The organism is Pseudarthrobacter sp. NPDC058329 (genome assembly GCF_042879835.1).
Lineage (GTDB): Bacteria > Actinomycetota > Actinomycetes > Actinomycetales > Micrococcaceae > Arthrobacter.
In genome coordinates this window covers 1-26,021 of the sequence record NZ_JBHVZR010000009.1, presented here as the reverse complement: position 1 = coordinate 26,021, position 26,021 = coordinate 1, and the positions used below count along the sequence as shown (strand labels likewise).

Genomic DNA, 26,021 nt, shown 5'->3' with positions numbered 1-26,021 from the left:
CGATATTGGAGGATTTTGTGACCGAGTACGTACTGCCCGAACTCAGCTACGATTACGCCGCACTGGAGCCGCACATCTCTGCGCGCATCATGGAGCTGCACCACAGCAAGCACCACGCAGCCTACGTGGCCGGCGCCAACAACGCCCTGGCCCAGCTGGCCGAGGCGCGCGAGAAGGGCGACTTCGCCAACATCAACCGGCTGTCGAAGGACCTCGCCTTCCACACCGGCGGACACGTCAACCACTCCGTGTTCTGGAACAACCTTTCCCCGGACGGCGGCGACAAGCCCGAAGGCGAACTGGCAGCGGCCATCGATGACGCCTTCGGTTCCTTCGACGCCTTCCGCGCCCAGTTCTCCGCGGCCGCACTCGGCCTGCAGGGCTCGGGATGGGGCTTCCTGGCCTATGAGCCCATCGGTGGAAACCTGGTCATCGAGCAGCTGTACGACCAGCAGGGCAACGTGGCGCTGGGCACCACGCCGCTGCTGATGCTGGACATGTGGGAGCACGCGTTCTACCTGGACTACGTCAACGTCAAGGCCGACTACGTCAAGGCGTTCTGGAACATCGTGAACTGGGCCGATGTCGCCAAGCGGTTTGAGGCTGCACGTACCAACGCCACCGGACTCATCACCCTCCGGTAGTGACCTGCGCTTCACGCGCCTGTAACAAAGTTCACATTTCGGGCGTTAACCGGCCGGAATGTGGACCGTCCGCCCCCGCACTTGCGGGGGCGGACCCAGTTAAACGTAAGATAGGTCACGGAAGGCGGTTAGCCTTCAGCAATGAGGCTGGTCGCCCTCCGTCTGTAAATCATCTCTGCCCAATGGCGTGCGGGATCTGTTAGTTGGCTTGATAGCCCGCTCAACTAGTTGTGCTTTTCAAGCACCAAGGAGACTGAAAAAGTGACGACCCGTATTGGTATCAACGGCTTCGGCCGTATCGGCCGCAACTACTTCCGCGCAGCACTCGCACAGGGCGCGGACCTGGAGATCGTTGCAGTCAACGACCTCACCAGCCCGGAGGCGCTGGCCCACCTGTTCAAGTACGACTCCGTTGGCGGCCGCCTGAAGGAAACCATCGAGGTCAAGGACGGCAACATCGTCGTCAACGGCACCGTCGTCAAGGTCCTGGCCGAGCGCGATCCCGCCAACCTCCCGTGGGGCGAGCTGGGCGTGGACATCGTCATCGAGTCCACCGGCTTCTTCACCAAGGCAGCCGATGCACAGAAGCACATCGACGCCGGCGCCAAGAAGGTCCTGATTTCCGCCCCGGCCTCGGACGAGGACATCACCATCGTGATGGGCGTTAACCACAAGCTGTACGACAACGCCACGCACCACATCATTTCCAACGCATCCTGCACCACCAACTGCCTGGGTCCGCTGGCCAAGGTGATCAACGACGAGTTCGTTATCGAGCGCGGCCTCATGACCACCGTCCACGCCTACACCGCGGACCAGAACCTGCAGGACGGCCCGCACAAGGACCTGCGCCGCGCCCGCGCCGCCGCCGTCAACATGGTTCCCACCTCCACCGGTGCAGCCAAGGCCATCGGCCTGGTCCTGCCGGAGCTCAAGGGCAAGCTGGACGGCTACGCCATCCGCGTTCCCGTCCCCACCGGCTCCGCCACGGACCTCACCGTCACCGTTTCCCGTGAGACCACCGTGGAGGAAGTCAACGCCGCCCTCAAGCGCGCCGCTGAGTCCGAGGACCTGCAGGGCTTCCTGACCTACACGGACGAGCCGATCGTCTCCTCGGACATCGTTGGGGATCCCGCTTCCTCAATCTTCGACTCCGGACTCACCAAGGTGATCGGCAACCAGGTCAAGGTTGTTTCCTGGTACGACAACGAATGGGGCTACTCCAACCGCCTCGTTGACCTCACGGAGCTTGTGGCAGCCAAGCTGGGCTAGGGTTAGACACATGACATCTCACACCCTCAACGAACTGATCGCTGAAGGTGTCCGCGGGCGGTACATTCTGGTTCGAAGTGACCTGAATGTGCCGCTCGACGGCTCTACAGTGACTGACGACGGCCGCATCCGGGCCTCACTGCCAGTGCTGGGAAAGCTCACGGACGCCGGTGCCCGCGTGCTGGTAACAGCCCACCTCGGACGCCCCAAGGGCGCCCCGGAGGATAAGTACTCCCTTCGCCCTGCAGCCAACCGCCTGGCGGAACTGGCGGGCTTCAAGGTCACCTTGGCCGCGGATACGGTAGGCAGCTCCGCCAAGGAAGCTGCAGCCTCCCTCCAGGACGGCGAAGTGCTGGTTCTGGAAAACGTCCGCTTTGACGCCCGCGAGACCAGCAAGGACGACGCCCAGCGCGGCGCCTTCGCTGACGAGCTGGTGGCGCTGACCGGCGCCAACGGCGCATTCGTGGACGATGCCTTCGGTGCTGTGCACCGCAAGCACGCCAGCGTCTACGACGTCGCCACCCGGCTCCCGTCGTACCTGGGCGATCTCGTGCACACCGAGGTGGAAGTGCTCCGCAAGCTCACCGCAGACACCCAGCGCCCCTACGTGGTGGTACTCGGCGGCTCCAAGGTCTCGGACAAGCTCGCAGTCATCGACAACCTGCTCGGCAAGGCGGACACCATCCTGGTGGGCGGCGGCATGCTGTTCACCTTCCTCGCCGCAGCCGGCCACAAGGTAGCCTCCAGCCTGCTGGAGGAGGACCAGATTCCCGTGGTCCAGGACTACCTGAAGCGCGCCGCTGACGCCGGCACGGAATTCGTGGTGCCCACTGACGTTGTGGTGGCGGAGAAGTTCGCCGCTGACGCCGCCCATGAGACCGTTGCCGCGGACGCCATCGAAGGCAGCAGCTTCGGGGCAGACGGCATTGGCCTGGACATCGGACCGGACTCGGCGGCTGTGTTTGCCGACCGGATCAAGGGTGCCAAAACCGTGTTCTGGAACGGTCCGATGGGGGTCTTCGAATTCGATGCCTTCGCAGCCGGTACCCGGGCCATCGCCCAGGCGCTGACCGAAACCGGGGCGTTCACCGTGGTGGGAGGCGGCGATTCCGCTGCTGCCGTCCGCACCCTCGGTTTCGCTGATGACCAGTTCGGCCACATTTCCACCGGCGGCGGCGCCAGCCTGGAATACCTCGAAGGCAAGGAACTCCCGGGGCTCAGCGTCCTCGACCGGTAACAACAGCCGGCAGCAGTTCTCGCTCTTCAATCCTCCGGCCGGCAGGTTGCCCCGCGGCAACCTGCCGGCCGAACACTTATACAGACTTTTTGGAGAATACGTGACAACGTCAACGAACGGCGCTTTCGACCGCAAGCCCTTTATCGCGGGCAACTGGAAAATGAACATGGACCACGTGCAGGGCATCACCCTGCTGCAGAAGCTGGCATGGACCCTCTCCGACGCCAAGCATGACTACAGCCGGGTCGAGGTTGCCGTCTTCCCGCCGTTCACCGACCTCCGCGGCGTGCAGACCCTGGTGCAGGGTGACGACCTGGACGTTGCCTACGGCGGCCAGGACCTCTCCCAGTTCGACTCCGGCGCGTACACCGGAGACATCTCCGGCCAGTTCCTGAACAAGCTGGGCTGCTCGTACGTCCTGGTGGGCCACAGCGAACGCCGGACCATCCACAACGAATCCGACGAAGTCCTCAACGCCAAGGTGAAGGCCGCGTTCAAGCACAGCGTGGTTCCCGTGCTCTGCGTCGGCGAAGGCCTGGAAATCCGCCAGGCCGGCACCCACGTGGACCATACCCTCGCCCAGCTCCGCGCGGGTGTCGCAGGCCTGACCCAGGAGCAGGCCGCCGAGCTTGTGGTGGCCTACGAGCCCGTCTGGGCCATCGGCACCGGCGAAGTGGCGGGGCCGGGGGATGCGCAGGAGATGTGTGCCGCCATCCGCGCCGAGCTCGAGTCACTGTTCGGGGCCGACGTGGCGTCGAAGACCCGCCTGCTGTACGGCGGATCGGTCAAGGCCAACAATGCCGCCGCAATCCTGAAGGAACGCGACGTTGACGGTTTGCTGGTGGGCGGCGCGAGCCTCGATCCGGCGGAGTTTGCTAATATTGTCAGGTTCGAGAGTCACTTGGTGACGGACTAGTCCGTCCCGCAGCGCACACTCCCGCAATTCCAACTTTCTGAAAGGCCGTCGTGGACGTTCTTCATGTCATTCTGCAGATCCTCCTTGGCATCACCAGCCTCCTGCTGACGTTGCTTATCCTCCTCCACAAGGGACGGGGCGGCGGACTGTCCGACATGTTCGGTGGCGGCATGAGTTCCGGGCTGAGCTCCTCGGGCGTGGCCGAGCGCAACCTCAACAGGTTCACGGTCATTCTCGGCGTTACCTGGGGCATCGTGATCATCGCCCTGGGCCTGATCATGCGGTTCACCGGCAGCGGCGACTCCTGACGCATTGCTAAAAGGATCCGCGCGGGCACTGCCGCCGCGCTGATCCGGGAACTAAACTGTGGCTGTCGGATTCCGGCAGCCACAGTTTTGTTTAAGAGGCAGGAGCGCCGATGGTACATCCAACGTCAGGTTTCCGGGGCACCCGGGCCGGTGTCACAGCAGGAACAGGACCCAGCCTCCAGGCTGATGAGGACCAGGGAAAAACCCTCCCTCGCGTCCTGGTGTCCTACTGGTGCGCGAAAGGGCATGAAACCCAACTGGTCTTCCTCAAGCTTCCCGAGGACCAGCTCCCGGCAATATGGGATTGCCGGCGCTGCGGAGCTGTGGCAGCGAGGGACGGCGAGGAGGCAGCCGGGGCGGACGCCATGGAGGATGGCTACAAAAGCCACCTGGAATACGTTAAAGAGCGGCGCTCCAGCCAGGACGCCGAAGACCTCCTGGCTGGAGCGCTGGAAAGGCTACGCGCCCGCGGCGTCCTTCCGGACGAGCTGCTGCGGGACGCGTGACGCCGCGTTTTCATCGATGAGCCAGAGAGTCCGGGACGTTCCCCGCGGACCCGCGGCCGGCACCTGCACGGGGTTGGCGCCGGCAAGTGCAAGCCCCACCGCACCGGCCTTGTCCTCGCCCGCAACAACCATCCAGACTTCGGCGGCCGTGTTGATAGTCGGCAGCGTCAGGGAAACGCGCAGCGGAGGCGGCTTGGGCGAATTCCGCACCCCCACCACGGTCCGCTCCTTCTCACGGATGCCGGCCTGCTCAGGAAACAGCGATGCCACATGCGCGTCCGGCCCTACACCCAGCAGGACAACGTCCAGGCGGGGGAGTGCCGCCGGGTGTTCCGGCCGGTCATCGGACATATCGGCAGCGTGCTCGGAGGCCGCGGCGTCCCGCAACTGGCGGGCGTAATCCTCCGCCGCCTCTTCGGGAGTGGCGAACTGGTCCGATGACCCGGGTTCGTGGATCCGCTCCGGGTCCACCGGAATATGCGAGAGCAGCGCGTTGTATGCCTGCTTCGTGTTCCGCTCGGCGTCGTCCGAGGGGACAAAGCGCTCATCGCCCCACCAGAAGTTGACCTTGGACCAGTCGACGGCAGGCGCGGCCGGAGAGTCAGCAACAGCCTTCAGGGTGCCGATACCCACCGTGCCGCCGGTCAGGACCACGGTAGCTTCACCGTGCTTGTCCTGGACATCAACAAGCTTGGTAATCAGGCGGGCCGCAATGGCCGCCATCAGCACGGACGAATCAGGATGAATGCTTACTCTTGGCTCAACGCTCACTGGGTCGGACACTCCTTAGATTGGTACGTGGCAGTCCCATAGTAATCACTTCCCCGAACACTTCGTCCGGGTCCAGGCGGCGCAGCTCCTCCGCAAGGCAGTCCCGGAGGCTGCGGCGCGGAAGCGAGATGCGCTGGGCAGGCTGTCCCGGCTGGGTCAGTTCGGCCACGGACAGTCCGGGGCGGAAGAGCTGGACGTCGCCGCCGGGCCGCGTCAGGCGGACGCGTCGGATGCCGGTCCCGGCGGGGTCGGCCACGATGGTCACGGGTGCGTCCAGCGTAAGGGTGAGCCAGGCCGCGAGGAGGATGGTGCTCGGGGAGTCCGAGGCGCCTTCCACCGCGACGGCGGTCACCGGAGAGGAGTCCACCTCGTCCAGCGCGGCGGCGAGCTGGATCCGCCAGTTGGTCAGGCGCGTCCAGGCCAGGTCCGTGTCGCCTGCGCGGTAGGTTTTGTGGATCCGCTCCAGCGCAACCTGCGGGTCCGGTTCGTTGGCGGAGTCCGTGATCCGGCGGTGGGCGATCCGGCCGATGGAGGTTTCACAGGCGTTTTCCGGGGCGCCGTGGGGCCACCAGGCCACGATCGGCGCGTCCGGAAGCAGCAGCGCGGCCACCAGGGATTCGCTTTCATGGGCCAGCTGGCCGTAGCCGCGCAGCACGATCACCTCGGAGGCGCCCGCGTCACCGCCCACGCGGATCTGGGCATCCAGCCGGTCCTCGGCCTCGGCACCGGCGTCGGCCAGGACGATGATCCGGCAGGGGTGTTCGCGGCTGGCCTCATTGGCTGCCTCTATGGCTTCTTCCTCCTGGCCTGACTTGGTGACCACCACGAGGGTGAGCACCCGGCCCAGGGCAATCACGCCGCCCTGCTCGCGCAGGGACATGATCTTCTTCGAGACTTTGGAAGTGGTGGTGTCCGGCAGGTCTACAATCATGGCCTTCTCCAGGTTCGTCCGTCGCGGGCCAGCAGCTCATCGGCAGAGGCCGGGCCCCAACTCCCCGGGGCGTAGGGTTCGGGCTGTTCGTTCAGCTGCGCCCAGTACTCCTCGAACGGGTCGAGGATCTTCCAGGACAGCTCCACTTCCTCATGCCGCGGGAACAGCGGCGGCTCGCCCAGGAGCACGTCCAGGATCAGCCGTTCGTAGGCCTCCGGGCTGGACTCGGTGAAGGAGTGCCCGTAGCCGAAGTCCATCGTCACATCGCGGACTTCCATCTGGGTGCCCGGAACCTTGGACCCGAACCGGATAGTCACGCCCTCGTCCGGCTGGACCCGGATCACCACGGCGTTCTGGCCGAAGTCATCCTCGCTGTGGTCACGGAATAAAAGATTGGGTGCCCGCTTGAACACCACGGCGATCTCGGTCACGCGGCGGCCCAGGCGCTTGCCGGCCCGCAGGTAGAACGGGACACCAGACCAGCGGCGGGTGTGGATGTCAACCCGGACCGCCGCGAACGTCTCTGTGGTGGAATCGGCCGGGATGCCTTCTTCCTCCAGGTAGCCCTGGACCTGCTCGCCGCCCTGCCAGCCGCCGGCGAACTGCCCGCGTGCCGAGTGCGTGGACAAGTCATCAGGAAGCTTGACGGCGGCGAGGACCTTTTCCTTCTCCGCGCGCAGGTCATCGGCGTTGAAGGAAATGGGCTCCTCCATTGCGGTCAGGGCCAGCAGCTGGAGCAGGTGGTTCTGGATGACGTCACGGGCTGCGCCCACGCCGTCGTAGTACCCTGCCCGGCCGCCGGTGCCGATGTCCTCGGCCATGGTGATCTGGACGTGGTCCACATAGTTGGCGTTCCACAACGGCTCGAACAGCTGGTTCGCGAACCGCAGCGCCAGGATGTTCTGGACCGTCTCCTTGCCCAGGTAGTGGTCGATCCGGAACACCGCGTCCGCCGGGAACACCGACTCCACGATGTCATTGAGCTGCCGGGCGGATTCGAGGTCGTGCCCGAACGGCTTCTCGATCACCACGCGGCGCCATTTGTCACCCTCGGCCTGAGCCAGTCCGTGCTTGGACAGCTGCCGGCAGACCTGCTCGAACGCCTTCGGCGGGATCGAGAGGTAGAACGCGTGGTTCCCCCGGGTGCCGCGGACGTCGTCGAGTTCCTTGATGGTCTCGCCGAGCCGCTCGAAGGCGCCGTCGTCGTCGAACTCGCCCTGGACAAAGCGGATGCCTTCGGACAGCTGGTTCCACACGGCCTCGTCAAAGGGAGTGCGCGCGTAGGCCTGCACGGAAGCCTTCACCTCGGCGGCGAAATCCTCATCCGTCCAGGGACGGCGGCCGAAGCCCACCAGCGCGAAGCTGGGAGGCAGCAGCCCACGGTTGGCGAGGTCGTACACGGCCGGCATCAGTTTTTTGCGGGCAAGGTCGCCGGTGACTCCGAAGAGCACCAGCGATGACGGGCCGGCGATCCGGCTCAGGCGGCGGTCCCGGGGGTCCCGGAGCGGATTCCGCACCGGTTTCCCGGGACGCGTGCCGGACGTCCTGCCGTATTCAGTTTCTGGCATGTTGCTTCTGTGCCTTAGCTTTCGGTGACGGAGGCTGACCTGGCGGACAGCGCGGCGATGATGTCCTGCAACTGTGCCACACCGGCTGCCCGGTTGGTCAGGTGCAGGCGAAGCACGGGACGGCCGTGGTCGCTCAGGACCTGGGCATCACCGGCAGCCTGCGCGGAGATCAGCTTCCCGAACGTAAAGGGACGGTCAGGGATGGCAAGATCTTCGGCCGCATCCGCTGTGACCTGCAGGAAGACGCCGATGGCGGGGCCGCCCTTGTGGAACTGCCCGGTGGAGTGCAGGAACCGCGGACCCCAGCCGAACGTGACGGGACGGCCGGAGACGGCTGCCAGTTCGTCGCGGATGCCCTCGAGCTGTGCGAACGCGAGCCGGTCAAAGTAGGCCTGGACGCTGAGGTAGCTGTCCGGCTGGAGGGTGTCCAGCAGGGCCCGCACTGCCTCTTCGGCCGTGGACGCACCGCCGAGCCACTCGCCGCCGCGGACCTCGATGGCGCCGTCAACGAAGGCTGCCGGCGTCGGCTCCGGCTGGGCGTCGAGCAGGCCGCGTGCAGCCACCTTGGCGGCCTCAACATCGGGCTGGTCGAACGGGTTGATCCCCAGCAGGCGCCCGGCCACGGCGGTGGCAAATTCCCAGACCATCATCTGGGTGGCCAGGCCGCCGGCGATCGCAACTTCGTTTTCACCAAGTTCGACGTCGGCGTCCGCGGCTACCAGCCGGACCACCAGGACGTCGTCAGCACCCGAGTTCACCTCAGGGGCGGCGGGTCCGGCCACCACCGGCAGGACTCCGGTGCCCAGCTTGCCCGTGGACTCGGCGATGAGCTGCTCGGCCCAGTCGGCGAAGCCCACAATGCCGGAACCGTCCTCGGCAATGACAATCTTGTTGCGCAGCGGGCTGGTGCCGCCCAGTGCGGTTCCCAGGGACAGGCCGATGTTCTCCGGCGCGTCCTCGTTGAGGACCTCGGCTGCTTCCTCGGCCTCGTCCAGGAAAGCCTGGATGTCCACGCCGGCCAGGCCCGAGGGCACCAGGCCGAAAGCAGTGAGGGCGGAGAAACGGCCGCCGACGTTGGGGTCGGCGTTGAACACGGCACGGTAGCCGGCGTCGCGGGAGGCCTTGTCCAGCGGGGAGCCGGGATCGGTGACGATGATGATGCGGCTCGCGGCATCGATTCCGGCGTCGTTGAACGCCTTCTCGAAGACCCTCCGCTGGGAATCGGTTTCAACGGTGGAACCGGACTTGGAGGAAACCACAATGGCGGTCTCCGCCAGCCGGTCCGCCAGGGCAGCACGGACCTGGTCAGGGTCCGTGCTGTCCAGCACAGTCAGCTCGACGCCGGCGGTGCCGGCAATGACCTCCGGGGCCAGCGAGGATCCGCCCATGCCGCACAGTGCAATGCGGGTGACGCCTTCGGCGCGGAGGGCATCGCGGAGTTCCAGGATCTCCAACACCTGCGGCTGGGAGACGGTGGCCGCCTCAACCCAGCCGAGCCTGATGGCAGACTCTGCTTCGGCGTCGGAACCCCACAGGGTGTGGTCCTTCGCGAAGATCCGGGTGGCGATGCGTTCCTCCACCAGGGCGGGGAGGTGCTGTTCCAGTGCCTGCTGCGCGGCACCTGTGGCTTCGTAGCTGAGTGTGCTCATTGTTGGTTAGGAAGCCTTCCGTGCAGAGGCGAGGGCGCCCTCGACGTCGCCGAGCAGTTCCTTCCAGCTGGCCACGAACTTGTCCAGGCCTTCGGATTCAAGGATTGCTACGACGTCGTTGTAGGAGATGCCCAGCTTTTCGAGCGCGTCCAGGGTGTTGTTGGCTTCCGCGTAGGTGCCGGTGACGGTGTCGCCGGTGACCACACCGTGGTCGAAGGTGGCGTCAAGCGTCTTTTCCGGCATGGTGTTCACGACGCCGGGGGCGACGAGTTCCGTGACGTACAGGGTGTCCGGGTAGGCCGGATCCTTCACGCCGGTGGAAGCCCACAGGGGACGCTGGGGGAGTGCGCCGGCTTCGGCCAGCAGGGCCCAGCGTTCGGTGGCGAAGAGCTCTTCGTAGACCTGGTAGGCCAGGCGGGCGTTGGCCAGGCCGGCCTTGCCCTTGAGTGCCTTGGCCTCATCGGTGCCCAGAGCGTCGAGGCGCTTGTCGATTTCGGAATCCACGCGGGAGACGAAGAAGGAAGCCACGGAGTGGATCTTCGACAGGTCGTGGCCGTTTTCCTTGGCCTGCTCCAGCCCGGCCTGGAAGGCGTTGATGACAGCGCGGTAGCGCTCGAGGGAGAAGATCAGGGTCACGTTGACGCTGATGCCCTCGGCCAGGGTGGCGGTGATGGCCTCAAGGCCCTCGAGCGTGGCGGGGATCTTGATGAGGACGTTGTCCTTGTTGACCCTCTTGTACAGGTGCTTTGCTTCGGCGATGGTGCCTGCGGTGTCCCAGGCCAGGCGCGGGTCGACCTCGATGGACACGCGGCCATCCACGCCCTTGGTGGCTGCTGCCACGGGTGCGAAGAGGTCGCAGGCGTCGGCGACGTCGGTGGTGGTGATCTCGAAGATGGTGTCCTCGACGGACGCGCCGGCTGCTGCCTGCTTGGCGATGGTGGCGTCGTAGTCGGTGCCTGCCGTGATGGCCGCGTGGAAGATGGAGGGGTTGGTGGTGACACCAACCACGTTCTTCTCTTCGATGAGCTTGGCCAGGGTGCCTGTGTCCAGGCGTCCGCGGGAAAGGTCATCGAGCCAGATGGAAACTCCGGCGTCGGAGAGCTGCTGAGTGGGAGTAGTCATTTTTGTATCTCCTAAGAAAACGGGTTAGGCCTGGAGGCCGGCGAGGGAGTCCTTGGCGGCCGCGGCAACTGCTTCTGCGGTGATGCCGAACTCCTGGAAGAGGCGCTTGTAGTCGGCGGAAGCGCCGTAGTGCTCGAGGCTGATGGAACGGCCGGCGTCGCCGACGAATTCCTTCCAGCCCAGGGACAGTCCTGCTTCGACGGAGACGCGGGCCTTGACGCCAGCAGGGAGCACTGACTCGCGGTAGGCGGCGTCCTGCTTGTTGAACCACTCCACGCACGGCATGGAGACAACGCGGGCGGCGATGCCTTCGGCCTGCAGGGCTTCGCGGGCCTGGACGGCCAGCTGGACCTCGGAGCCGGTGCCGATGAGGATGACGTCGGCCGGGACGGTGGCGCCGTCCTTGGCTGCCTCGGCCAGGACGTAGCCGCCCTTGGCGACGCCGGCCACTGAACCGAACGTGTCGCCGTCGGCCTCGCCCTCGCCGCGTTCCCAGGTGGGGATGTTCTGGCGGGTCAGCACGATGCCGGCAGGGTTGCTGTGGTTTTCGAGCATGGTCTTCCAGGCAACGGCCACTTCGTTGGCGTCACCGGGACGGACCACATCCAGGCCCACGATGGCGCGCAGGGTGGCGAGCTGTTCCACCGGCTGGTGGGTGGGGCCGTCCTCGCCCAGGCCGATGGAGTCGTGCGTCCAGACGTACAGGGACGGGACACCCATCAGCGCGCCGAGGCGGATGGCGGGGCGCTGGTAGTCGCTGAAGATCAGGAACGTGCCCGAGAACGCCCGGGTCCGGCCGTGCAGGCTGATGCCGTTCACGATCGACGCGGCGGCGTGCTCGCGGATGCCGAAGTGCAGGACCCGGCCGTACGGGTTGCCCTTCCAGGCGTCGGTCTGCTTGGACGCCGGAACAAACGACGGCGAGCCCTCGATGGTGGTGTTGTTCGACTCCGCGAGGTCGGCGGAGCCGCCCCACAGTTCGGGCAGGACCGGGCCGAGGGCGTTGAGGACCTTGCCGGAAGCGGCGCGCGTGGAGACATCCTTGCCGGCCGGGAAGACCGGAAGAGCGGCGTCAACGTCGTTCGGCAGTTCCTTGGCCTCAATGCGCTGCAGCAGGGCCGCGCCTTCGGCGTTGGCGGCCTGCCACGCGTTGAAGGACTCTTCCCATTCCTTGCGGGCGGCGGCGCCGCGGTCCACCACGGCGCGGGCGTGGGCCAGGACGTCCTGGTCCACGTCGAAAGACTTGGCGGGGTCGAAGCCCAGGACTTCCTTCAGGGCTGCAACTTCCTCGGCGCCGAGTGCGGAGCCGTGGATCTTGCCGGTGTTCTGCTTCTTCGGCGCCGGGTAGCCGATGATGGTGCGCAGCGACACGATGGAAGGTTTGGACGTCTCGGCTTTGGCGGCGAGGAGCGCGGAGTAAAGCTCCTGGACGTCTTCCTTGTATTCGCCGGTCTTGGTCCAGTCCACGCGCTGGACGTGCCAGCCGTAGGCCTCGTAGCGCTTCAGGACATCCTCGGTGAAGGCGATGTCGGTATCGTCCTCGATGGAGATGTGGTTCTCGTCGTAGACAACAACAAGGTTGCCCAGTTCCTGGTGCCCGGCCAGCGAGGAAGCCTCGGCCGTGACGCCTTCCTGGAGGTCGCCGTCGGAGGCAATGACCCAGATGGTGTGGTCAAACGGCGACTCGCCGGCGGGGGCATCGGCGTCGAACAGGCCGCGCATCCGGCGCTGCGAGTAGGCGAAGCCGACAGAGGACGCGAGGCCCTGGCCCAGCGGGCCGGTGGTGATTTCCACGCCGGCGGTGTGCTTGTACTCGGGGTGGCCCGGGGTCAGCGAACCCCAGGTGCGCAGCGCCTCAAGGTCCTTCAGTTCCAGGCCGTAACCGGAGAGGAACAACTGGATGTACAGGGTGAGCGAGGTGTGGCCCGGCGAAAGCACGAAGCGGTCGCGGCCCAGCCAGTCGGGGTTGCGCGGATCGTGGCGCATCAGTTTCTGGAAAAGCAGGTACGCGGCCGGCGCCAGGCTCATCGCCGTTCCGGGGTGGCCGTTGCCCACCTTCTCCACGGCGTCTGCAGCCAGTACGCGGATGGTATCCACCGCGCGCTGGTCCAAGCTGGTCCAAGACAGTTCTTGCTCTTCCAAATGTGGCACGAAAACCGGGCCCCTCTCTGTGCTGATGGCGGGCGGCACACCGGATCCGTAGTAAGGCACGTTGTAGGGCGCCGCTCGGTGTGTACCAGCCGTTCACCATCGAAACGTTGATCTTTGTCACTCAGCCACTGGCCAGCTTGGGAATGCGTTTTCCGCCGCTTTCCTGCCGCGTGCTGATCTGGTGACAGCTTAGCTCTATTCCACTCCTCGGGCGGCGGAAATCTCACGTTGTGGACGCAATTTCGCCTTATGTGAACCGGCCTGAAGTGAGGCTGAGTTAATCTGCTCGAATTGGTGCGCGAGCGATCACCAGCACCAAATGGCGGGCCGTTGGGACGGGGACGGCACGGTATGATATTTGGAGGCCAGCGCCGGGTGGCGGCCCATTTGCAGCTTCCCGAAACTCCCGGCCGGGGTGCGGACCACTAATTCCGGTTCCGCCGGCGCCCGGACGGGCGGGCCGCTTGACACCGCTGGACAGCCAGCAGAACTGCCAACAGAACGGGTGACTGCCACCGTGAGCACAACAGATACGCCGCTGAACGCATCCCGGGCAACAAACGCCGGGATCGCCCGTAAGGCCAAGGCGTATCTCGCCCTCACCAAGCCCCGGGTCATTGAGCTGCTGCTGGTGAGCACGCTGCCCACCATGATCTATGCGGAGCGCGGATTTCCCTCGATCGGGCTCATCCTGGCCACGCTGGTCGGCGGCGCGTTCGCGGCCGGCAGCGCAGGGGCGTTCAACTGCTACATTGACCGCGACATCGACAAACTGATGCACCGCACTGAAAACCGCCCCCTGGTAACCGGTGAAGTCACGCCGCGTGAAGCGCTGATCTTCTCCTGGCTCCTGGGCGCGGCAGCCATCGCCATCCTCTGGTTCGGAGCCAATCCGCTGTCCGCCTGGCTGGGGCTTGGCGCCATCTTCTTCTACGTGGTGATCTACACCATCATCCTCAAACGCCGGACTGCGCAGAATATTGTGTGGGGCGGCGCGGCAGGCTGTTTCCCCGTGCTGATTGCCTGGGCCGCCGTAACCAACTCGGTGGAATGGCCCGCGGTCATCCTCTTTATGGTGATTTTCCTCTGGACCCCGCCCCATTACTGGCCGCTGTCCATGCGCTACGGCGAGGATTACCGCAACGCCAACGTCCCCATGCTGGGAGCCATCGCCGGTGCCAAGGTGGTTTCGGTGCAGGTGGTCCTCTATGCGTGGGCCATGGTTGCGTGCTCCCTGCTGATGGTTCCCGCCGGCGGAGCGGGCTGGGTCTACACCGTAACCGCAGTGCTGGCCGGCGCCTGGTTCCTGTACGAGTCGCACTCCCTCTACAGCCGGGCCCATCGCGAGGACATCACGGACAAGCGGGCCATGAAGGTCTTCCACGGCTCCATCAGCTACCTCACCTTGCTCTTTATTGCCCTGGCGGTTGACCCGTTTATCGGCCCGGCCGTGATTGCCGGGTAGCCTCGCGCTTTCTGCCTGACGAACCTCTCCCGGCACCCGCCGGGGGAGGTTTGTTTGTAGGGGCGTAATCCAGCCTCAAGCAAGCAGTTGACATCTCATATGACACATATGTCATGTTGATCACTTAGACCTGTCACCGCGCATGACGGTCTGGTTACTGTGGGATGGATCCTGCCCGCGAGCAAAGGAAAACCATGGCAAAGGCAAACGATCCATCCACCGTTCCAGCACCCAGCCACAGTCCTCCGCCCGGTTCCCGGCGCGCACACCCGCTAAGGTTCCGGCGCCCCGCGTTCCTCGGCCATCTTGGCGCCGACGTCCCGGCCTCACTTGTTGTGTTCCTCGTCGCCCTGCCCCTTTCGCTGGGTATTGCCGCAGCCTCAGGTGCACCCATCATGGCCGGACTGATTGCCGCCGCCGTCGGCGGCATCGTGGCGGGCAGCCTGGGCGGATCACCGCTTCAGGTGAGCGGACCCGCCGCCGGGCTCACCGTTGTGGTGGCCGGACTGGTGCAGGAGTTCGGCTGGCAGGTGACGTGCGCGATTACCGCAGCCGCCGGCGTCGTCCAACTCTTGCTCGGCATCAGCCGCGTGGGGCGGGCCGCGCTGGCGGTCTCACCCGTCGTGGTCAAGGCGATGCTGGCCGGCATCGGAATCACCATCATCCTCCAGCAGATCCAGGTCCTGCTGGGTGGCCAGCCCGCCGGCTCGGCCCTTGAGAACCTGGCCGCCCTGCCTGCAGCCATCACCGGCCTCGAACTGCATGCTGCCCTGCTCGGACTGACCGTCGTGGGAATCCTGCTGGTGTGGAAGCACCTTCCGGCTGCGGCCCGTCGCCTCCCCGGACCGCTGGCCGCCGTCGCCGTGGGCACCGCACTTTCTGTTGCCTTCGCGCCGGGGGTTGAGCGCATCTCCTTGACCGGGTCAATTGTCGACGCCGTCGCGTTGCCGCAGCTGCCCGAGGGCAACTGGCGTGCCGTCGCCTTCGCCGTCATCTCGATGGCGCTGATCGCCAGCATCGAATCGTTGCTGTCCGCCGTCGCTGTGGACAAGATGCAGACCGGCCCCCGCACCAACCTCAACCGGGAGCTCGTGGGCCAGGGCGCGGCCAATATTGTCTCCGGCTCGCTGGGCGGACTGCCGGTGACGGGCGTTATTGTCCGCAGCGCCACCAACGTGGAGGCCGGCGCGGCCACCCGGACGTCCGCCGTCCTGCACGGTGTCTGGGTGCTGGCCTTTTCCGCCATCTTTGCCGGGCTGATCCAGCTGATCCCGCTGTCCGTGCTGGCCGGCCTGCTGGTGGTGATCGGCGCGCGCCTGATCAAGGTGGCCGATATCCGGACCAGCCTCCGCACGGGCGATCTGCTGATCTACGTGGTGACGCTGCTCTCCGTGGTGTTCCTGAACCTGCTCGAAGGGGTCATGATCGGCCTGGCACTGGCGGCTGCCAGCGTGCTGTGGCGTGTGCTGCGCGCCGTGGTCTACTCCCACCGGCCGGTCTCACCGGCCGCCCCGTGGCGGGTGACCATCGCCGGGTCGTGCAGCTTCTTTGCCCTGCCGCGGCTCAACCGTGTCCTGCACGCCATTCCGGCTGGAGCGGATGTGACGGTGGAGCTGAACGCGGACTACCTGGACCATGCCTTCCGCGAGGCCCTGCTCGCCTGGCAGCACCAGTACGAGGCAGCCGGCGGAACGGTTGGTTTGGAGGAACACGGAAATACGCTTTTCCAGGATGCGGCGCACCAGGCGCCGAAACGCCAGGACGCGAGGGAGCTGCCGCTGCCGCCGAGGACCTCCTGGCAGCAGTTGCCGGCACACGTCCGGGACGCCCAGCGGCCGGGGACTGACGCCGGGGACCAGACGCCGGACCAGGCAGGGAGAGGCTCCCTGCCGCTGCGATCGCTCCTGCTGGGCATAAACAAGTACCACCGCCGCTTCGCGGACCAGGTACGTCCGCTGGTGCAGGACCTGGCCGACGGCCAGAACCCGGACACCCTGTTCGTGGCCTGCGTGGACTCACGCGTGAACCCGAACCTGATCACCAGCAGCGGCCCCGGCGACCTGCTGACCCTGCGGAACATCGGCAACGTGGTGTGCCACGAAGGCCAGGACGACTCCATCGACTCCGCCCTCAACTTCGCCGTGAAAGGCCTCAAAGTAGATTCGATCGTCATCTGCGGGCACTCCAACTGCGGCGCCATGAAAGCGCTGATCGACGACGCCCACGGCAAGGGAAACCCGTCGCTCGGAGCCGGCTTCGACGCCTGGCTGAACCACGCCCGTCCCAGCTACCGGGAGTTGCTGGCGGAACATCCCGTGGCGTTGGCTGCCGAAGCCGCGGGGTACAGCCGGCAGGACCAGTTGGCGATGGTGAACGTGGCCGTGCAGCTGGGCAAACTCGAAAGCCATCCGGCGGTGGGGCCGGCGCTTGCCAAGGGCAGCGTGCAGGCCACGGGCCTTTTCTACGACATCGCCACGGCGCGGGTCCTGCTGGTGGAACCGGCCGGCATCCAGTTCCTTGACCCTGCCGCGTCGGCACGAAGGCCAGCCCCGGCAGGGATTCCTGCAGGCTGACGCGGCAGTAGCTGGACCCACAACCAAGAGCGCCCCGGTTCCTGGGAACCGGGGCGCTCTTGGTTGTGGAAGTACCGTGGCGGGGCTAATCCACCGGGCTGGACCGGGAGATGTCCCAGGCATTGGTGGCTGCCACCATCAGCAGTGCAGCCCCGAGCATGTGGGCCGCGACCAGGAGCGCGGGAATGCCGTTGTAGTACTGGGTGAAGCCGATGACGGCCTGGAGGAGTGTCACAGCGAGCAGCCCCAGAATCGCTGAACGGCAGGCCCCCTTGATCCGCCGCAGGATCACCAGCACGAGTGCCACCACGGTGCCTGCCGTCACCAGGTAGGCCGGCACGGCGTGGATGTGCGAGAACAGGTCCCAGTCCAGGCCGTTGCGGGGGGCATCAGCGTCCCCTGCGTGGGGCCCGGCCCCGGTCACCACTACGCCCAGCATCACGGCGAGGGCGGAAAAGAGCGCGACGGCGGCCGTCACCGGGCGCATGACGCCCGGCAGGACGTGGTGCCGCACCGTGCGGAAACGGCCGGTCCGGCCGAAGGCGCGGTTCACCAGCAGCGTGGCAAACACCACCAGCGCCATGGATACCAGGAAGTGCAGGCCAACCACCCAGGGGTTGAGGTTGGTCAGGACGGTGATCCCGCCGATGACTGCCTGCGCCGGAATGCTGGCGAGAAGACCCAGGGCCAGCAGGAAGAGATCCTTGCGCTCCTTGCGGAGGTTCCACAGGTACACCAGCATCAGTGCTGCGACGGCGGCCAGGGCGAACGTGAGGAGCCGGTTGCCGAACTCGATAAAACCGTGGATGCCCATTTCCGGGGTGTTCACCAGTGATGTGTCCGTGCAGCGCGGCCAGGTGGGGCAGCCGAGGCCGGACGCGGTCAGCCGTACGGCCCCGCCGGTGACCACCAGGAGGGTCTGGCCGATCAGGGAGGCAACCGCGAGGCGGCGAACCCGAACGTCCACGGTGCGGGGCAGCCGGGACGACAGACGGTTAACGAACTGGGGGAGGCGTGCGGCCGTGCTCACGGATATCTCAATTCCACTTGAACCAACGGATGGCTGCTGCCCCGGCAATAACGGTCCAGAGGAGCAGGATGAGGGTGGCGCCGCCGTTCAGCGTGCCGCCAAGGAATGCCTCGCGCAGGGATTCACCGAGTGCGCCGGAAGGCAGGAACTGCACCATTGACTGGGCAGCGGCGGGCAGGCGTTCCGCCGGAAGGACTATCCCACCGAGGGCGCCCAGCAGGATCCACAGCAGGTTGGTGATGGCCAGCGTTGCCTCGGGCCGGACAGTCCCGGCCACCAGCAGGCCCAGGGCGGTAAAGGCGGCGGCGCCCAGTGCCAGCAGGAACAGGCCGGGAACCCAGCCGGCTGCCGGCGGCCGCCATCCCAGGGACAAGGCCACGGCACTGACCACCACCACCTGCAGGCAGAGCACGGCCAGGACCGACAGTGCCTTGCCGGCGATTAACCCGCCGCGGCCCAGGGGAGTGGTGGAAAGGAAGCGAAGCACTCCGTAACGCCGGTCGAAGCCGGTGGCGATGCCCTGGCCGGTGAATGCCGTGGACATGGCGCACAGGGCGAGGATGCCTGGAACGGCGACGTCCACGCGGCTGCCCCCCAGCCCGTCCAGGAACGGCGTGACGGTCAGGCCAACAAGTGCCAGGAGCGGCAGCACCACGGCAAGGATCAGCTGTTCGCCGTTCCGGAGCATGGCCAGGGCCTCGTACTTGCCCTGCAGCAGCACTCGCCGCAGCAGGGAAGAAGGCTGCTGCGCGCCGGAAACCCCGCCGAGGGCGTTGACAGGAGCATTGCGTGCGGCGCCGGGCGCATTCCCGTTCATCGGATGTCCTTTCCCGAGATATCCAGAAAGACGTCTTCAAGGCTACGCGCCTGCAGGCTCATCGAGGCCGGCATGATGCCCTGCGCTTCCCACCACCGGGCCAGTGCCGCAAGGTGGCCGGGAGTCAGGCTGCCCGTGACGGAGTAGCGGCCGGCGCGGGTTTCCAGGAAAGCGATGCTGTCCGGCAGGACGCCGCCGACGTCCAGCCCCGGCACCGCTTCGAAGTCGAGCGTGCGGATGTGGTCCGCCCCTGCTTCCACGGCCGGGTTGCGCTGCAGTAGTTCCTGGACGGTTCCCTCGGCGACGTTCCGGCCGCCGTCGATGATGTAGACGTAGTCGGCCAGCCTTTGGGCGTCGTCCATCAGGTGCGTGGTGAGGATGATGCCCATCCCGGCGTCGCGCAGCTCGGAGATCAGGTCGAACACCAGCTGGCGCGACTGCGGGTCCAGGCCGGCGCTGGGCTCGTCAAGGAACAGGACTTCCGGCCGGCCGATCAAAGCGGCGGCAAGTGCCAGGCGTTGCTTTTGTCCGCCGGAGAGCCGGCGGACGGTGGTCCGGCTGAACGCGCCGATGCCCAGCCGCTCAATCAGGTCATCCACGGGCCAGGGCTGGGCATAAAGTCCGGCGATGTGCCGCAGCAGGGGAACAGGCCTGGCCGACGGCGGCAGCCCACCGTCCTGAAGCATCACCCCGACGCGGGAGCGCAGTTCCGCCCCCGCGGTCGCCGGGTCCCGGCCGAGCAGGGAGATGGTGCCGCCGGTTCGCTTTTGGAGGCCCTGGGCGCATTCCAAGGTGGTGGTTTTTCCCGCGCCGTTGGCGCCCAGCAGGGCGGTGACCTGCCCGCGTTCGGCGACAAGAGAAACGCCGCTCACCACCCGGAGCATTTTTCCGTCCAGGCTTGCGAGCGGGCCTACATCCTTAACTAGCCCGCTGATGGACAGAACCGGGGATTGGGGGGATCGCACCCCAGTATTCTACGGGATGTAGTATTTTCCCCGGTCCTTCCACCCTGCCGCTCAGGTCAGCCTGTCCTTACTGGAGCGGGGGACTAAATTACGACATTATTGTGTTGTGTATTCCATGAGCAATGCTACTGCTGTGCCTTTTGCCGGGCACGGAGCCTTTCCGGCTCCCGCAGACCGTGGTCCTATGGCCGCCGGTCCGGTGGCTGATGCCGATGAGCGCACCCGGGACCGTGTGCTCTCTGCCGTCCTGGAACATGGGCCCGTCAGCGCCGCCGAACTTGGCGACCTGCTGGGCTTCACGCCGGCGGCGGTGCGGCGGCACCTGGACCATTTGTCCCGTGCGGGCGTTATCGAAGTCAAGCGTGTGGCCAAGTCCGGGGCCGGGGCAGGCCGTCCCGCACGCCGCTACGTCCTCAGCTCCCAAGGACAGTCGAGCCTCGGCAACGATTACCTGGGCATTGCCGCCCTTGCGCTCCAGGAGCTGCAGAAAGTTGCAGGACCGGACGCGGTGCGGGCATTCGCCGTCGAACGCTTCTCGGAGATGGAACGCCGCTACGCGCCGGAAATCGACCAGGCCGGCCCGGACGTCACCGACCGCGCCAGGGCCCTGGCGGAAGCCCTGAGCCGCGACAACTTCGTGGCCTCGGCAGCCTCCATCGAGGCCAAGCCGCCGCTCCCCGCCGCCCTTTCGAGCGTGCAGCTGTGCCAGGGTCACTGCCCCATCCAGCAGCTCGCCGCCCGCTTCCCCGTGTTTTGCGACGTGGAGACCGAAGTGTTCGCGAGACTGGTGGGCGTCGACGTCCGCCGGCTTTCCACGCTGGCCCGCGGCGGACACGTCTGCACCACCCACATACCCACAGGCAGGCTGTCTGCCCAGGGGCCCACGAGGCCCCCGGCAGCCCCCGCCGGCCTGAATGAAGTAACCAACCAGCAGCAAGAAAGGCCGTGATGACGGACCAACTATCAGAGAAAGCGGTAGCCGAAAACACTGTGATCTCGGAGATTCTGGAAAAGAATCCCGAGCTCCACGGCATCGGCACCTACGAGTACGGCTGGGCCGATAAGAACGACGCCGGCGCCAACGCACGCCGTGGGCTCAACGAAGAGGTTGTCCGGGACATCTCGGCCAAGAAGAGCGAGCCGCAGTGGATGCTTGACCTGCGCCTCAAGGGCCTGAAGTATTTCGACCGCAAGCCCATGCCCACCTGGGGCGCGGACCTGTCCGGCATTGACTTCGACAACATCAAGTACTTCGTCCGCTCCACGGAGAAGCAGGCAACCACCTGGGAAGAGCTCCCCGAGGACATCAAGAACACCTACGACAAGCTGGGCATTCCCGAGGCCGAAAAGCAGCGTCTTGTTTCCGGTGTCGCCGCCCAGTACGAGTCCGAGGTTGTCTACCACCAGCTGCGTGAGGACCTTGAGAGGCAGGGTGTCATCTTCCTGGACACCGACACCGCCCTGAAGGAACACCCGGAGATTTTCCAGGAGTACTTCGGCACGGTCATTCCGGTGGGCGACAACAAGTTCGCCTCGCTGAACACCTCCGTCTGGTCCGGCGGCTCCTTTGTGTACGTCCCCAAGGGCGTCCACGTGGACATCCCGCTGCAGGCATACTTCCGCATCAACACCGAGAACATGGGCCAGTTCGAGCGGACCCTGATCATCGCTGACGAGGACTCCTACGTCCACTACATCGAAGGCTGCACGGCTCCGATCTACACCTCGGACTCCCTGCACTCTGCCGTGGTGGAGATCATCGTGAAGAAGGGCGCCCGCGTCCGGTACACCACCATCCAGAACTGGTCCAACAACGTGTACAACCTGGTGACCAAGCGCGCCATCTGCGAAGAGGGCGCCACCATGGAATGGGTCGATGGCAACATCGGTTCCAAGGTCACCATGAAGTACCCGGCCGTTTACCTCGTGGGTGAGCACGCCAAGGGTGAGACTCTGTCCATCGCTTTCGCGGGCGAGGGCCAGCACCAGGACACCGGCTCCAAGATGGTCCACATCGCGCCGAACACCAAGAGCTCCATCATCTCCAAGTCGGTGGCCCGTGGTGGTGGCCGTGCTGCCTACCGCGGCCTGGTCCAGGTCCGCGAAGGCGCCAAGCACTCCGCCAACACCGTGCGCTGCGACGCGCTGCTGGTCGACACCATCAGCCGCTCGGACACCTACCCGTACATCGACATCCGCGAGGACGACGTTGTAATGGGCCACGAGGCAACTGTTTCCCGGGTCAGCGAAGAGCAGCTCTTCTACCTGATGTCCCGCGGCATGCGCGAAGACGAAGCCATGGCGATGATCGTCCGCGGCTTTATCGAGCCCATTGCCCGCGAGCTCCCCATGGAGTACGCACTTGAGCTGAACCGCCTGATTGAACTGCAGATGGAAGGGTCCGTCGGATAACGATGACTGAAATCACTACTGAAAAGGCGCGCATCGGCGCGCCCTCAGCCCAGCCGTTCATCGACGGCTTCACTGAAGAAGGCGAGAGCCTCTCGCCCATCAACGCCGGCACGAAGGCACCGCTCGCGGGCGCTTCAGCCAAGAGCCATTCCCACGGCGGCGGCGTCGGCATCCCGGACAGCTCACGTGCAGGCCGCCTGACGTCCTACAAGCTTGCCGACTTCAAGCCGCTCACCGGCATGGAGGAAGACTGGCGCTTCACCCCGCTGAAGCGCCTCCGCGGACTGCACTCAGAGGTCCTCTCCGGCGCGGCACCCACCGTTGTTGTCAACGGCCCGGAGCAGGTCATCGTGGAAAGCGTGAACCGCGACGACCAGCGCATAGGTACTGCCGGTATCCCCGAGGACCGCGTCTCCGCGAACGCCTGGGAAAACTTTGCCGGGGCCACCGTGGTGACCATCCCGTCCGAGTTCGAAGCCCTGACGGAAATTTCCGTGGACATCGAAGGCGCCTCCATGGACGCCGCCGCCCAGCACCTCGTGATCGTGGCGGAAAAGTTCTCGAAGGCAGTTGTTGTCCTGAACCACCGGGGCTCCGCCGTGGTTTCGGAAAACGTCGAGATCATCGTTGAAGACGGTGCCAGCCTCACGGTTATCTCGCTTCAGGAATGGAACGACGACGCCGTCCACGCCTCCTCCCAGCAGGCAAAAATCGGCCGCGACGCCAAGCTCAAGCACGTTATGGTGAGCCTTGGCGGCGACCTGGTCCGCGTCACGCCGTCGGCCCGCTTCACCGCCACCGGCGGCGAGGCCGAGCTGTTCGGCTTGTACTTCGCCGACGCCGGCCAGCACCTGGAGCAGCGCCTGTTCGTGGACCACGCCGTGGCCAACTGCAAGTCCAACGTCCTGTACAAGGGCGCGCTGCAGGGCCGCAATGCGCACGCCGTCTGGGTGGGTGACGTCCTGATCCGCAAGGAAGCAGAAGGCACCGACACCTACGAGGCCAACCGCAACCTGCTGCTGACCGACGGTGCCCGTGCCGACTCTGTCCCCAACCTCGAAATCGAGACCGGGCTGATCGAGGGTGCCGGTCACGCCAGCGCCACCGGCCGGATGGACGACGAGCACCTGTTCTACCTGATGGCCCGCGGCATCCCGGAGGATGTTGCCCGCCGCCTGGTGGTCCGCGGCTTCCTGAACGAGATCATCCAGCAGATCAAGGTCCCCTCCATTGAGGAGCGGCTTACCGAGGCTGTTGAGCACGAACTCGCGCTGACGGATAACTAGAAGGCACGGGGCACGGTTTACTGATGACTGAACAGCCAAAGGGCGAGCTTGTCTGCAAGGTGGATGAAATCCAGCTGAAGCAGGCGCTGCGGATCCTGATCGATGACTACCCTGTGGCGATCGTGAAGGACTCCATGGGGGAGATCCACGCAATCGGAGATACCTGCTCGCACGCGGACATTTCACTGTCCGAGGGCGACGTGGAGGGTTGCGCCATTGAGTGCTGGGGCCACGGCTCCCAATTCGACTTGCGCACCGGCGAGCCGTTGCAGCTGCCGGCCTACGATCCCGTTCCGGTGTTCGCCGTTGAGATCCAGGGGGATGAGGTCTACGTGGACTTCACCAACATCCTCAACGGCGCCGAAGCCCCGAACTTCAGCTAGCACCACAGAATTACGAACCAACTTCCAGACAGAGACCGCACCGCAGCCGCCAGGCGCGGTGCAGAGGAGAACAAGACACATGTCTACTCTTGAGATCAAGGACCTGCACGTCAGCATTGAGACGGAGCAGGGCACCAAGGAAATCCTGAAGGGCGTCAGCCTGACCATCCGGACCGGCGAAACCCACGCCATCATGGGCCCCAACGGCTCCGGCAAGTCCACGCTGGCCTCCACCATCGCAGGCCACCCGCGGTACAACGTCACCAGCGGCTCCATCACCCTGGACGGCGAAGACGTCCTGGAAATGAGCGTTGACGAGCGCGCCCGCGCCGGCGTCTTCCTGGCCATGCAGTACCCGGTGGAGGTCCCCGGTGTCAGCATGACCAACTTCCTGCGCACCGCCAAGACCGCCATTGACGGCGAAGCCCCCAAGCTCCGCACCTGGACCAAGGACGTCAAGGCCGCCATGGAGCAGCTGCGCATCGACGCCGATTTCGCCCAGCGCAACGTCAACGAAGGCTTCTCCGGCGGCGAAAAGAAGCGCGTGGAAATCCTCCAGCTGGAACTCTTCAAGCCCAAGTTCGCCGTCCTGGACGAGACCGACTCCGGCCTGGACGTTGACGCGCTCAAGGTCGTTTCCGAGGGCGTCAACCGCGCCCACGCCGATGGCAACATGGGCACGCTGCTCATCACCCACTACACGCGCATCCTGCGCTACATCAAGCCTGACTTCGTGCACGTGTTCGTGGACGGCCAGGTCGTGGAGGAGGGCGGCCCCGAGCTGGCCGACCGCCTTGAAGAAGAAGGCTACGACCGCTACGCCAAGGGCGCCGGTGCCGCCGCTGCACCCGCCGCGGCACAGGCCTAGTAAGGACCCCCGCCATGACTGAAATCAACGCGGCCCGCACGAGCCTCGAGGACGTCGAAGAGGCGCTGAAGGATGTCATCGACCCCGAACTCGGCGTCAACATCGTGGACCTCGGCCTGCTTTACGGCCTGAAGTACTCCGATGACGACGGCGCGCTGCTGATCGACATGACCCTGACCACCGCCGCCTGCCCGCTCACCGATGTCCTCGAGGAGCAGGTGGGCCAGGCCCTGGACGGCGTTGTTGACGACTGGCGCCTTAACTGGGTGTGGATGCCGCCATGGGGTCCGGAGCGGATCACCGACGACGGCAAGGACCAGATGCGGGCCCTCGGCTTCAACATCTAAGGTCCCCGGGTACGACGACGGCCGGTTACCTTCCGCAGGGAAGGGGCGGTTTCTAGGGGTCGTTGCAACACCTGCTGGTTAGGTGGTTAGTAGTAAATCACGTAAACGCTCGGCTGGGGTTTTCCAGCCGAGCGTTTTGCGTGGGCGGCCGTTGAGTTCCTGGGCGACGTGTTCGAGATCTTCCGGGCCGTAGACGGACAGATCCGTGCCTTTGGGGAAGTACTGGCGCAATAAGCCGTTGGTGTTCTCATTGGAACCGCGTTGCCAGGGGCTTGCGGGGTCGCAGAAGTAGACGGGCATGTCGGTGGCGATGGTGAAGGATCGGTGTCCGGCCATTTCGGCGCCCTGGTCCCAGGTCAGTGAGCCGCGTAGGTGCGCTGGAAGGGTATTGATGGTCCGGACGAGGCCGTCGCGGACGGTTTCGGCGGTGTGGTCATTTGGCAGGTGCACGAGCATGACGTACCGGGTGGTGCGTTCGACCAGGGTTGCGATGGCGGACTGGTTTAGTGTCCCGGTGATCAGGTCGCCTTCCCAGTGCCCGGGGACGGCACGGTCTTGGACCTCGGGCGGCCGTTCGGAGATCATGACCATGGGGTCCGTGAAGCGGGAGATGCGTTGTTCGCCGGCGTTGTGGGGTTTGCGGCGGGTCCGGCCGGTGCGCAGGGCGGCCTGAATTTCGCGTTTGAGTCCGCCTCTAGCCTGGATGTAGAGGGCTTGATAGATCGTCTCTGGGCACACACGCATCTCCGGCAGTTCGGGGAAATCTTCGACCAGCGTGTGGCTGATCTGCTCTGGAGACC

General features: G+C 65.6%; 24 protein-coding genes. 14 read left to right on the top strand and 10 right to left on the bottom strand.

Going from position 1 to position 26,021, the window contains the following annotated elements; all coding sequences use genetic code 11:
• The first annotated feature begins 17 nt into the window (after nt 1-17).
• From ACFVYC_RS13000 to ACFVYC_RS12975, 6 genes are all read left to right on the top strand, one after another.
• Nucleotides 18-644, top strand: coding sequence for a superoxide dismutase (locus ACFVYC_RS13000; RefSeq protein WP_387550447.1), 627 nt, complete (start codon nt 18-20; stop codon nt 642-644).
• Nucleotides 645-905: 261 nt separating this feature from the next.
• Nucleotides 906-1,916 (top strand): type I glyceraldehyde-3-phosphate dehydrogenase, encoded by a 1,011-nt coding sequence (gene gap, locus ACFVYC_RS12995; RefSeq protein ID WP_387550445.1) that lies wholly within the window; start codon nt 906-908, stop codon nt 1,914-1,916.
• 10 nt (nt 1,917-1,926) lie between these two features.
• Entirely contained in the window at nt 1,927-3,153 is a 1,227-nt protein-coding gene (locus tag ACFVYC_RS12990) for a phosphoglycerate kinase (protein ID WP_387550444.1), read from the top strand.
• 100 nt (nt 3,154-3,253) lie between these two features.
• Nucleotides 3,254-4,069 carry a triose-phosphate isomerase gene (gene tpiA / locus ACFVYC_RS12985; RefSeq protein WP_387550442.1) on the top strand — a complete coding sequence of 272 codons (816 nt, stop codon included), beginning with the start codon at nt 3,254-3,256 and terminating at the stop codon, nt 4,067-4,069.
• A 50-nt stretch (nt 4,070-4,119) separates the two neighbouring features.
• Complete coding sequence (secG, locus tag ACFVYC_RS12980; protein ID WP_307095161.1) at nt 4,120-4,377, top strand: preprotein translocase subunit SecG; 258 nt, start codon at nt 4,120-4,122, stop codon at nt 4,375-4,377.
• A gap of 110 nt (nt 4,378-4,487) precedes the next feature.
• On the top strand, nt 4,488-4,883 hold the full coding sequence (locus ACFVYC_RS12975) for an RNA polymerase-binding protein RbpA (protein WP_387550439.1): 396 nt from the start codon (nt 4,488-4,490) through the stop codon (nt 4,881-4,883).
• On the opposite strand, the gene pgl is transcribed toward ACFVYC_RS12975, so the two are convergent.
• The 6 genes from pgl to tkt are packed head-to-tail and all read right to left on the bottom strand — an operon-like array spanning nt 4,836 to nt 13,066.
• Nucleotides 4,836-5,654, bottom strand: coding sequence for a 6-phosphogluconolactonase (gene pgl / locus ACFVYC_RS12970; RefSeq protein WP_387550437.1), 819 nt, complete (start codon nt 5,652-5,654; stop codon nt 4,836-4,838). The two genes, ACFVYC_RS12975 and pgl, sit on opposite strands and share 48 nt — an antisense overlap.
• Entirely contained in the window at nt 5,644-6,585 is a 942-nt protein-coding gene (locus tag ACFVYC_RS12965) for a glucose-6-phosphate dehydrogenase assembly protein OpcA (RefSeq protein WP_387550436.1), read from the bottom strand. The genes pgl and ACFVYC_RS12965 overlap by 11 nt, the downstream gene beginning before the upstream one ends.
• Entirely contained in the window at nt 6,582-8,153 is a 1,572-nt protein-coding gene (gene zwf / locus ACFVYC_RS12960) for a glucose-6-phosphate dehydrogenase (RefSeq protein WP_387550435.1), read from the bottom strand. The genes ACFVYC_RS12965 and zwf overlap by 4 nt, the downstream gene beginning before the upstream one ends.
• Before the next feature lie 14 nt (nt 8,154-8,167).
• Nucleotides 8,168-9,802: a glucose-6-phosphate isomerase gene (locus ACFVYC_RS12955; protein ID WP_387550433.1), complete on the bottom strand. Its 1,635-nt coding sequence runs from the start codon at nt 9,800-9,802 to the stop codon at nt 8,168-8,170.
• Between the two features lie 6 nt (nt 9,803-9,808).
• Nucleotides 9,809-10,924 carry a transaldolase gene (tal, locus tag ACFVYC_RS12950; protein ID WP_387550431.1) on the bottom strand — a complete coding sequence of 372 codons (1,116 nt, stop codon included), beginning with the start codon at nt 10,922-10,924 and terminating at the stop codon, nt 9,809-9,811.
• Between the two features lie 24 nt (nt 10,925-10,948).
• The gene (tkt, locus tag ACFVYC_RS12945; protein ID WP_387550798.1) at nt 10,949-13,066 is read right to left on the bottom strand and encodes a transketolase; all 2,118 of its coding nucleotides are present in this window, start codon (nt 13,064-13,066) and stop codon (nt 10,949-10,951) included.
• Between the two features lie 514 nt (nt 13,067-13,580).
• Here tkt and ACFVYC_RS12940 point away from each other — a divergent pair.
• Both ACFVYC_RS12940 and ACFVYC_RS12935 read left to right on the top strand, forming a co-directional pair.
• Complete coding sequence (locus ACFVYC_RS12940) at nt 13,581-14,540, top strand: heme o synthase (RefSeq protein ID WP_387550430.1); 960 nt, start codon at nt 13,581-13,583, stop codon at nt 14,538-14,540.
• A 194-nt stretch (nt 14,541-14,734) separates the two neighbouring features.
• On the top strand, nt 14,735-17,113 hold the full coding sequence (locus ACFVYC_RS12935) for a SulP family inorganic anion transporter (RefSeq protein WP_387550429.1): 2,379 nt from the start codon (nt 14,735-14,737) through the stop codon (nt 17,111-17,113).
• A gap of 85 nt (nt 17,114-17,198) precedes the next feature.
• Here the strand turns inward: ACFVYC_RS12935 and ACFVYC_RS12930 are convergent, their stop codons facing one another.
• From ACFVYC_RS12930 to ACFVYC_RS12920, 3 genes are read right to left on the bottom strand one after another with little or no spacing between them, the layout of a single operon-like run.
• On the bottom strand, nt 17,199-18,143 hold the full coding sequence (locus ACFVYC_RS12930; protein ID WP_387550427.1) for a heme A synthase: 945 nt from the start codon (nt 18,141-18,143) through the stop codon (nt 17,199-17,201).
• 7 nt (nt 18,144-18,150) lie between these two features.
• Nucleotides 18,151-18,960: an ABC transporter permease gene (locus ACFVYC_RS12925; protein ID WP_387550425.1), complete on the bottom strand. Its 810-nt coding sequence runs from the start codon at nt 18,958-18,960 to the stop codon at nt 18,151-18,153.
• Entirely contained in the window at nt 18,957-19,925 is a 969-nt protein-coding gene (locus ACFVYC_RS12920) for an ABC transporter ATP-binding protein (RefSeq protein ID WP_387550423.1), read from the bottom strand. Before ACFVYC_RS12920 ends, ACFVYC_RS12925 begins: the two co-directional genes overlap by 4 nt.
• 115 nt (nt 19,926-20,040) lie before the next feature.
• On the opposite strand from ACFVYC_RS12920, the gene ACFVYC_RS12915 reads away from it, so the two are divergent.
• The 6 genes from ACFVYC_RS12915 to ACFVYC_RS12890 all read left to right on the top strand — a co-directional run bounded on the left by ACFVYC_RS12915 (nt 20,041) and on the right by ACFVYC_RS12890 (nt 25,221).
• On the top strand, nt 20,041-20,874 hold the full coding sequence (locus ACFVYC_RS12915) for a helix-turn-helix transcriptional regulator (RefSeq protein ID WP_387550422.1): 834 nt from the start codon (nt 20,041-20,043) through the stop codon (nt 20,872-20,874).
• Nucleotides 20,874-22,337, top strand: coding sequence for a Fe-S cluster assembly protein SufB (gene sufB / locus ACFVYC_RS12910; RefSeq protein ID WP_387550420.1), 1,464 nt, complete (start codon nt 20,874-20,876; stop codon nt 22,335-22,337). Before ACFVYC_RS12915 ends, sufB begins: the two co-directional genes overlap by 1 nt.
• Nucleotides 22,338-22,339: 2 nt before the next feature.
• Nucleotides 22,340-23,623: a Fe-S cluster assembly protein SufD gene (gene sufD / locus ACFVYC_RS12905; RefSeq protein WP_387550419.1), complete on the top strand. Its 1,284-nt coding sequence runs from the start codon at nt 22,340-22,342 to the stop codon at nt 23,621-23,623.
• A gap of 23 nt (nt 23,624-23,646) precedes the next feature.
• Nucleotides 23,647-24,006, top strand: a complete 360-nt coding sequence (locus tag ACFVYC_RS12900; protein WP_387550417.1) for a non-heme iron oxygenase ferredoxin subunit — start codon at nt 23,647-23,649, stop codon at nt 24,004-24,006.
• A 79-nt stretch (nt 24,007-24,085) separates the two neighbouring features.
• Nucleotides 24,086-24,874: a Fe-S cluster assembly ATPase SufC gene (sufC, locus tag ACFVYC_RS12895; RefSeq protein ID WP_091418788.1), complete on the top strand. Its 789-nt coding sequence runs from the start codon at nt 24,086-24,088 to the stop codon at nt 24,872-24,874.
• A 14-nt stretch (nt 24,875-24,888) separates the two neighbouring features.
• Nucleotides 24,889-25,221: a metal-sulfur cluster assembly factor gene (locus ACFVYC_RS12890; protein WP_387550415.1), complete on the top strand. Its 333-nt coding sequence runs from the start codon at nt 24,889-24,891 to the stop codon at nt 25,219-25,221.
• Nucleotides 25,222-25,299: 78 nt separating this feature from the next.
• Here the strand turns inward: ACFVYC_RS12890 and ACFVYC_RS12885 are convergent.
• Nucleotides 25,300-26,021 (bottom strand): IS30 family transposase (locus tag ACFVYC_RS12885; protein WP_387550413.1); only part of this gene is annotated, 722 nt, incomplete at its 5' end.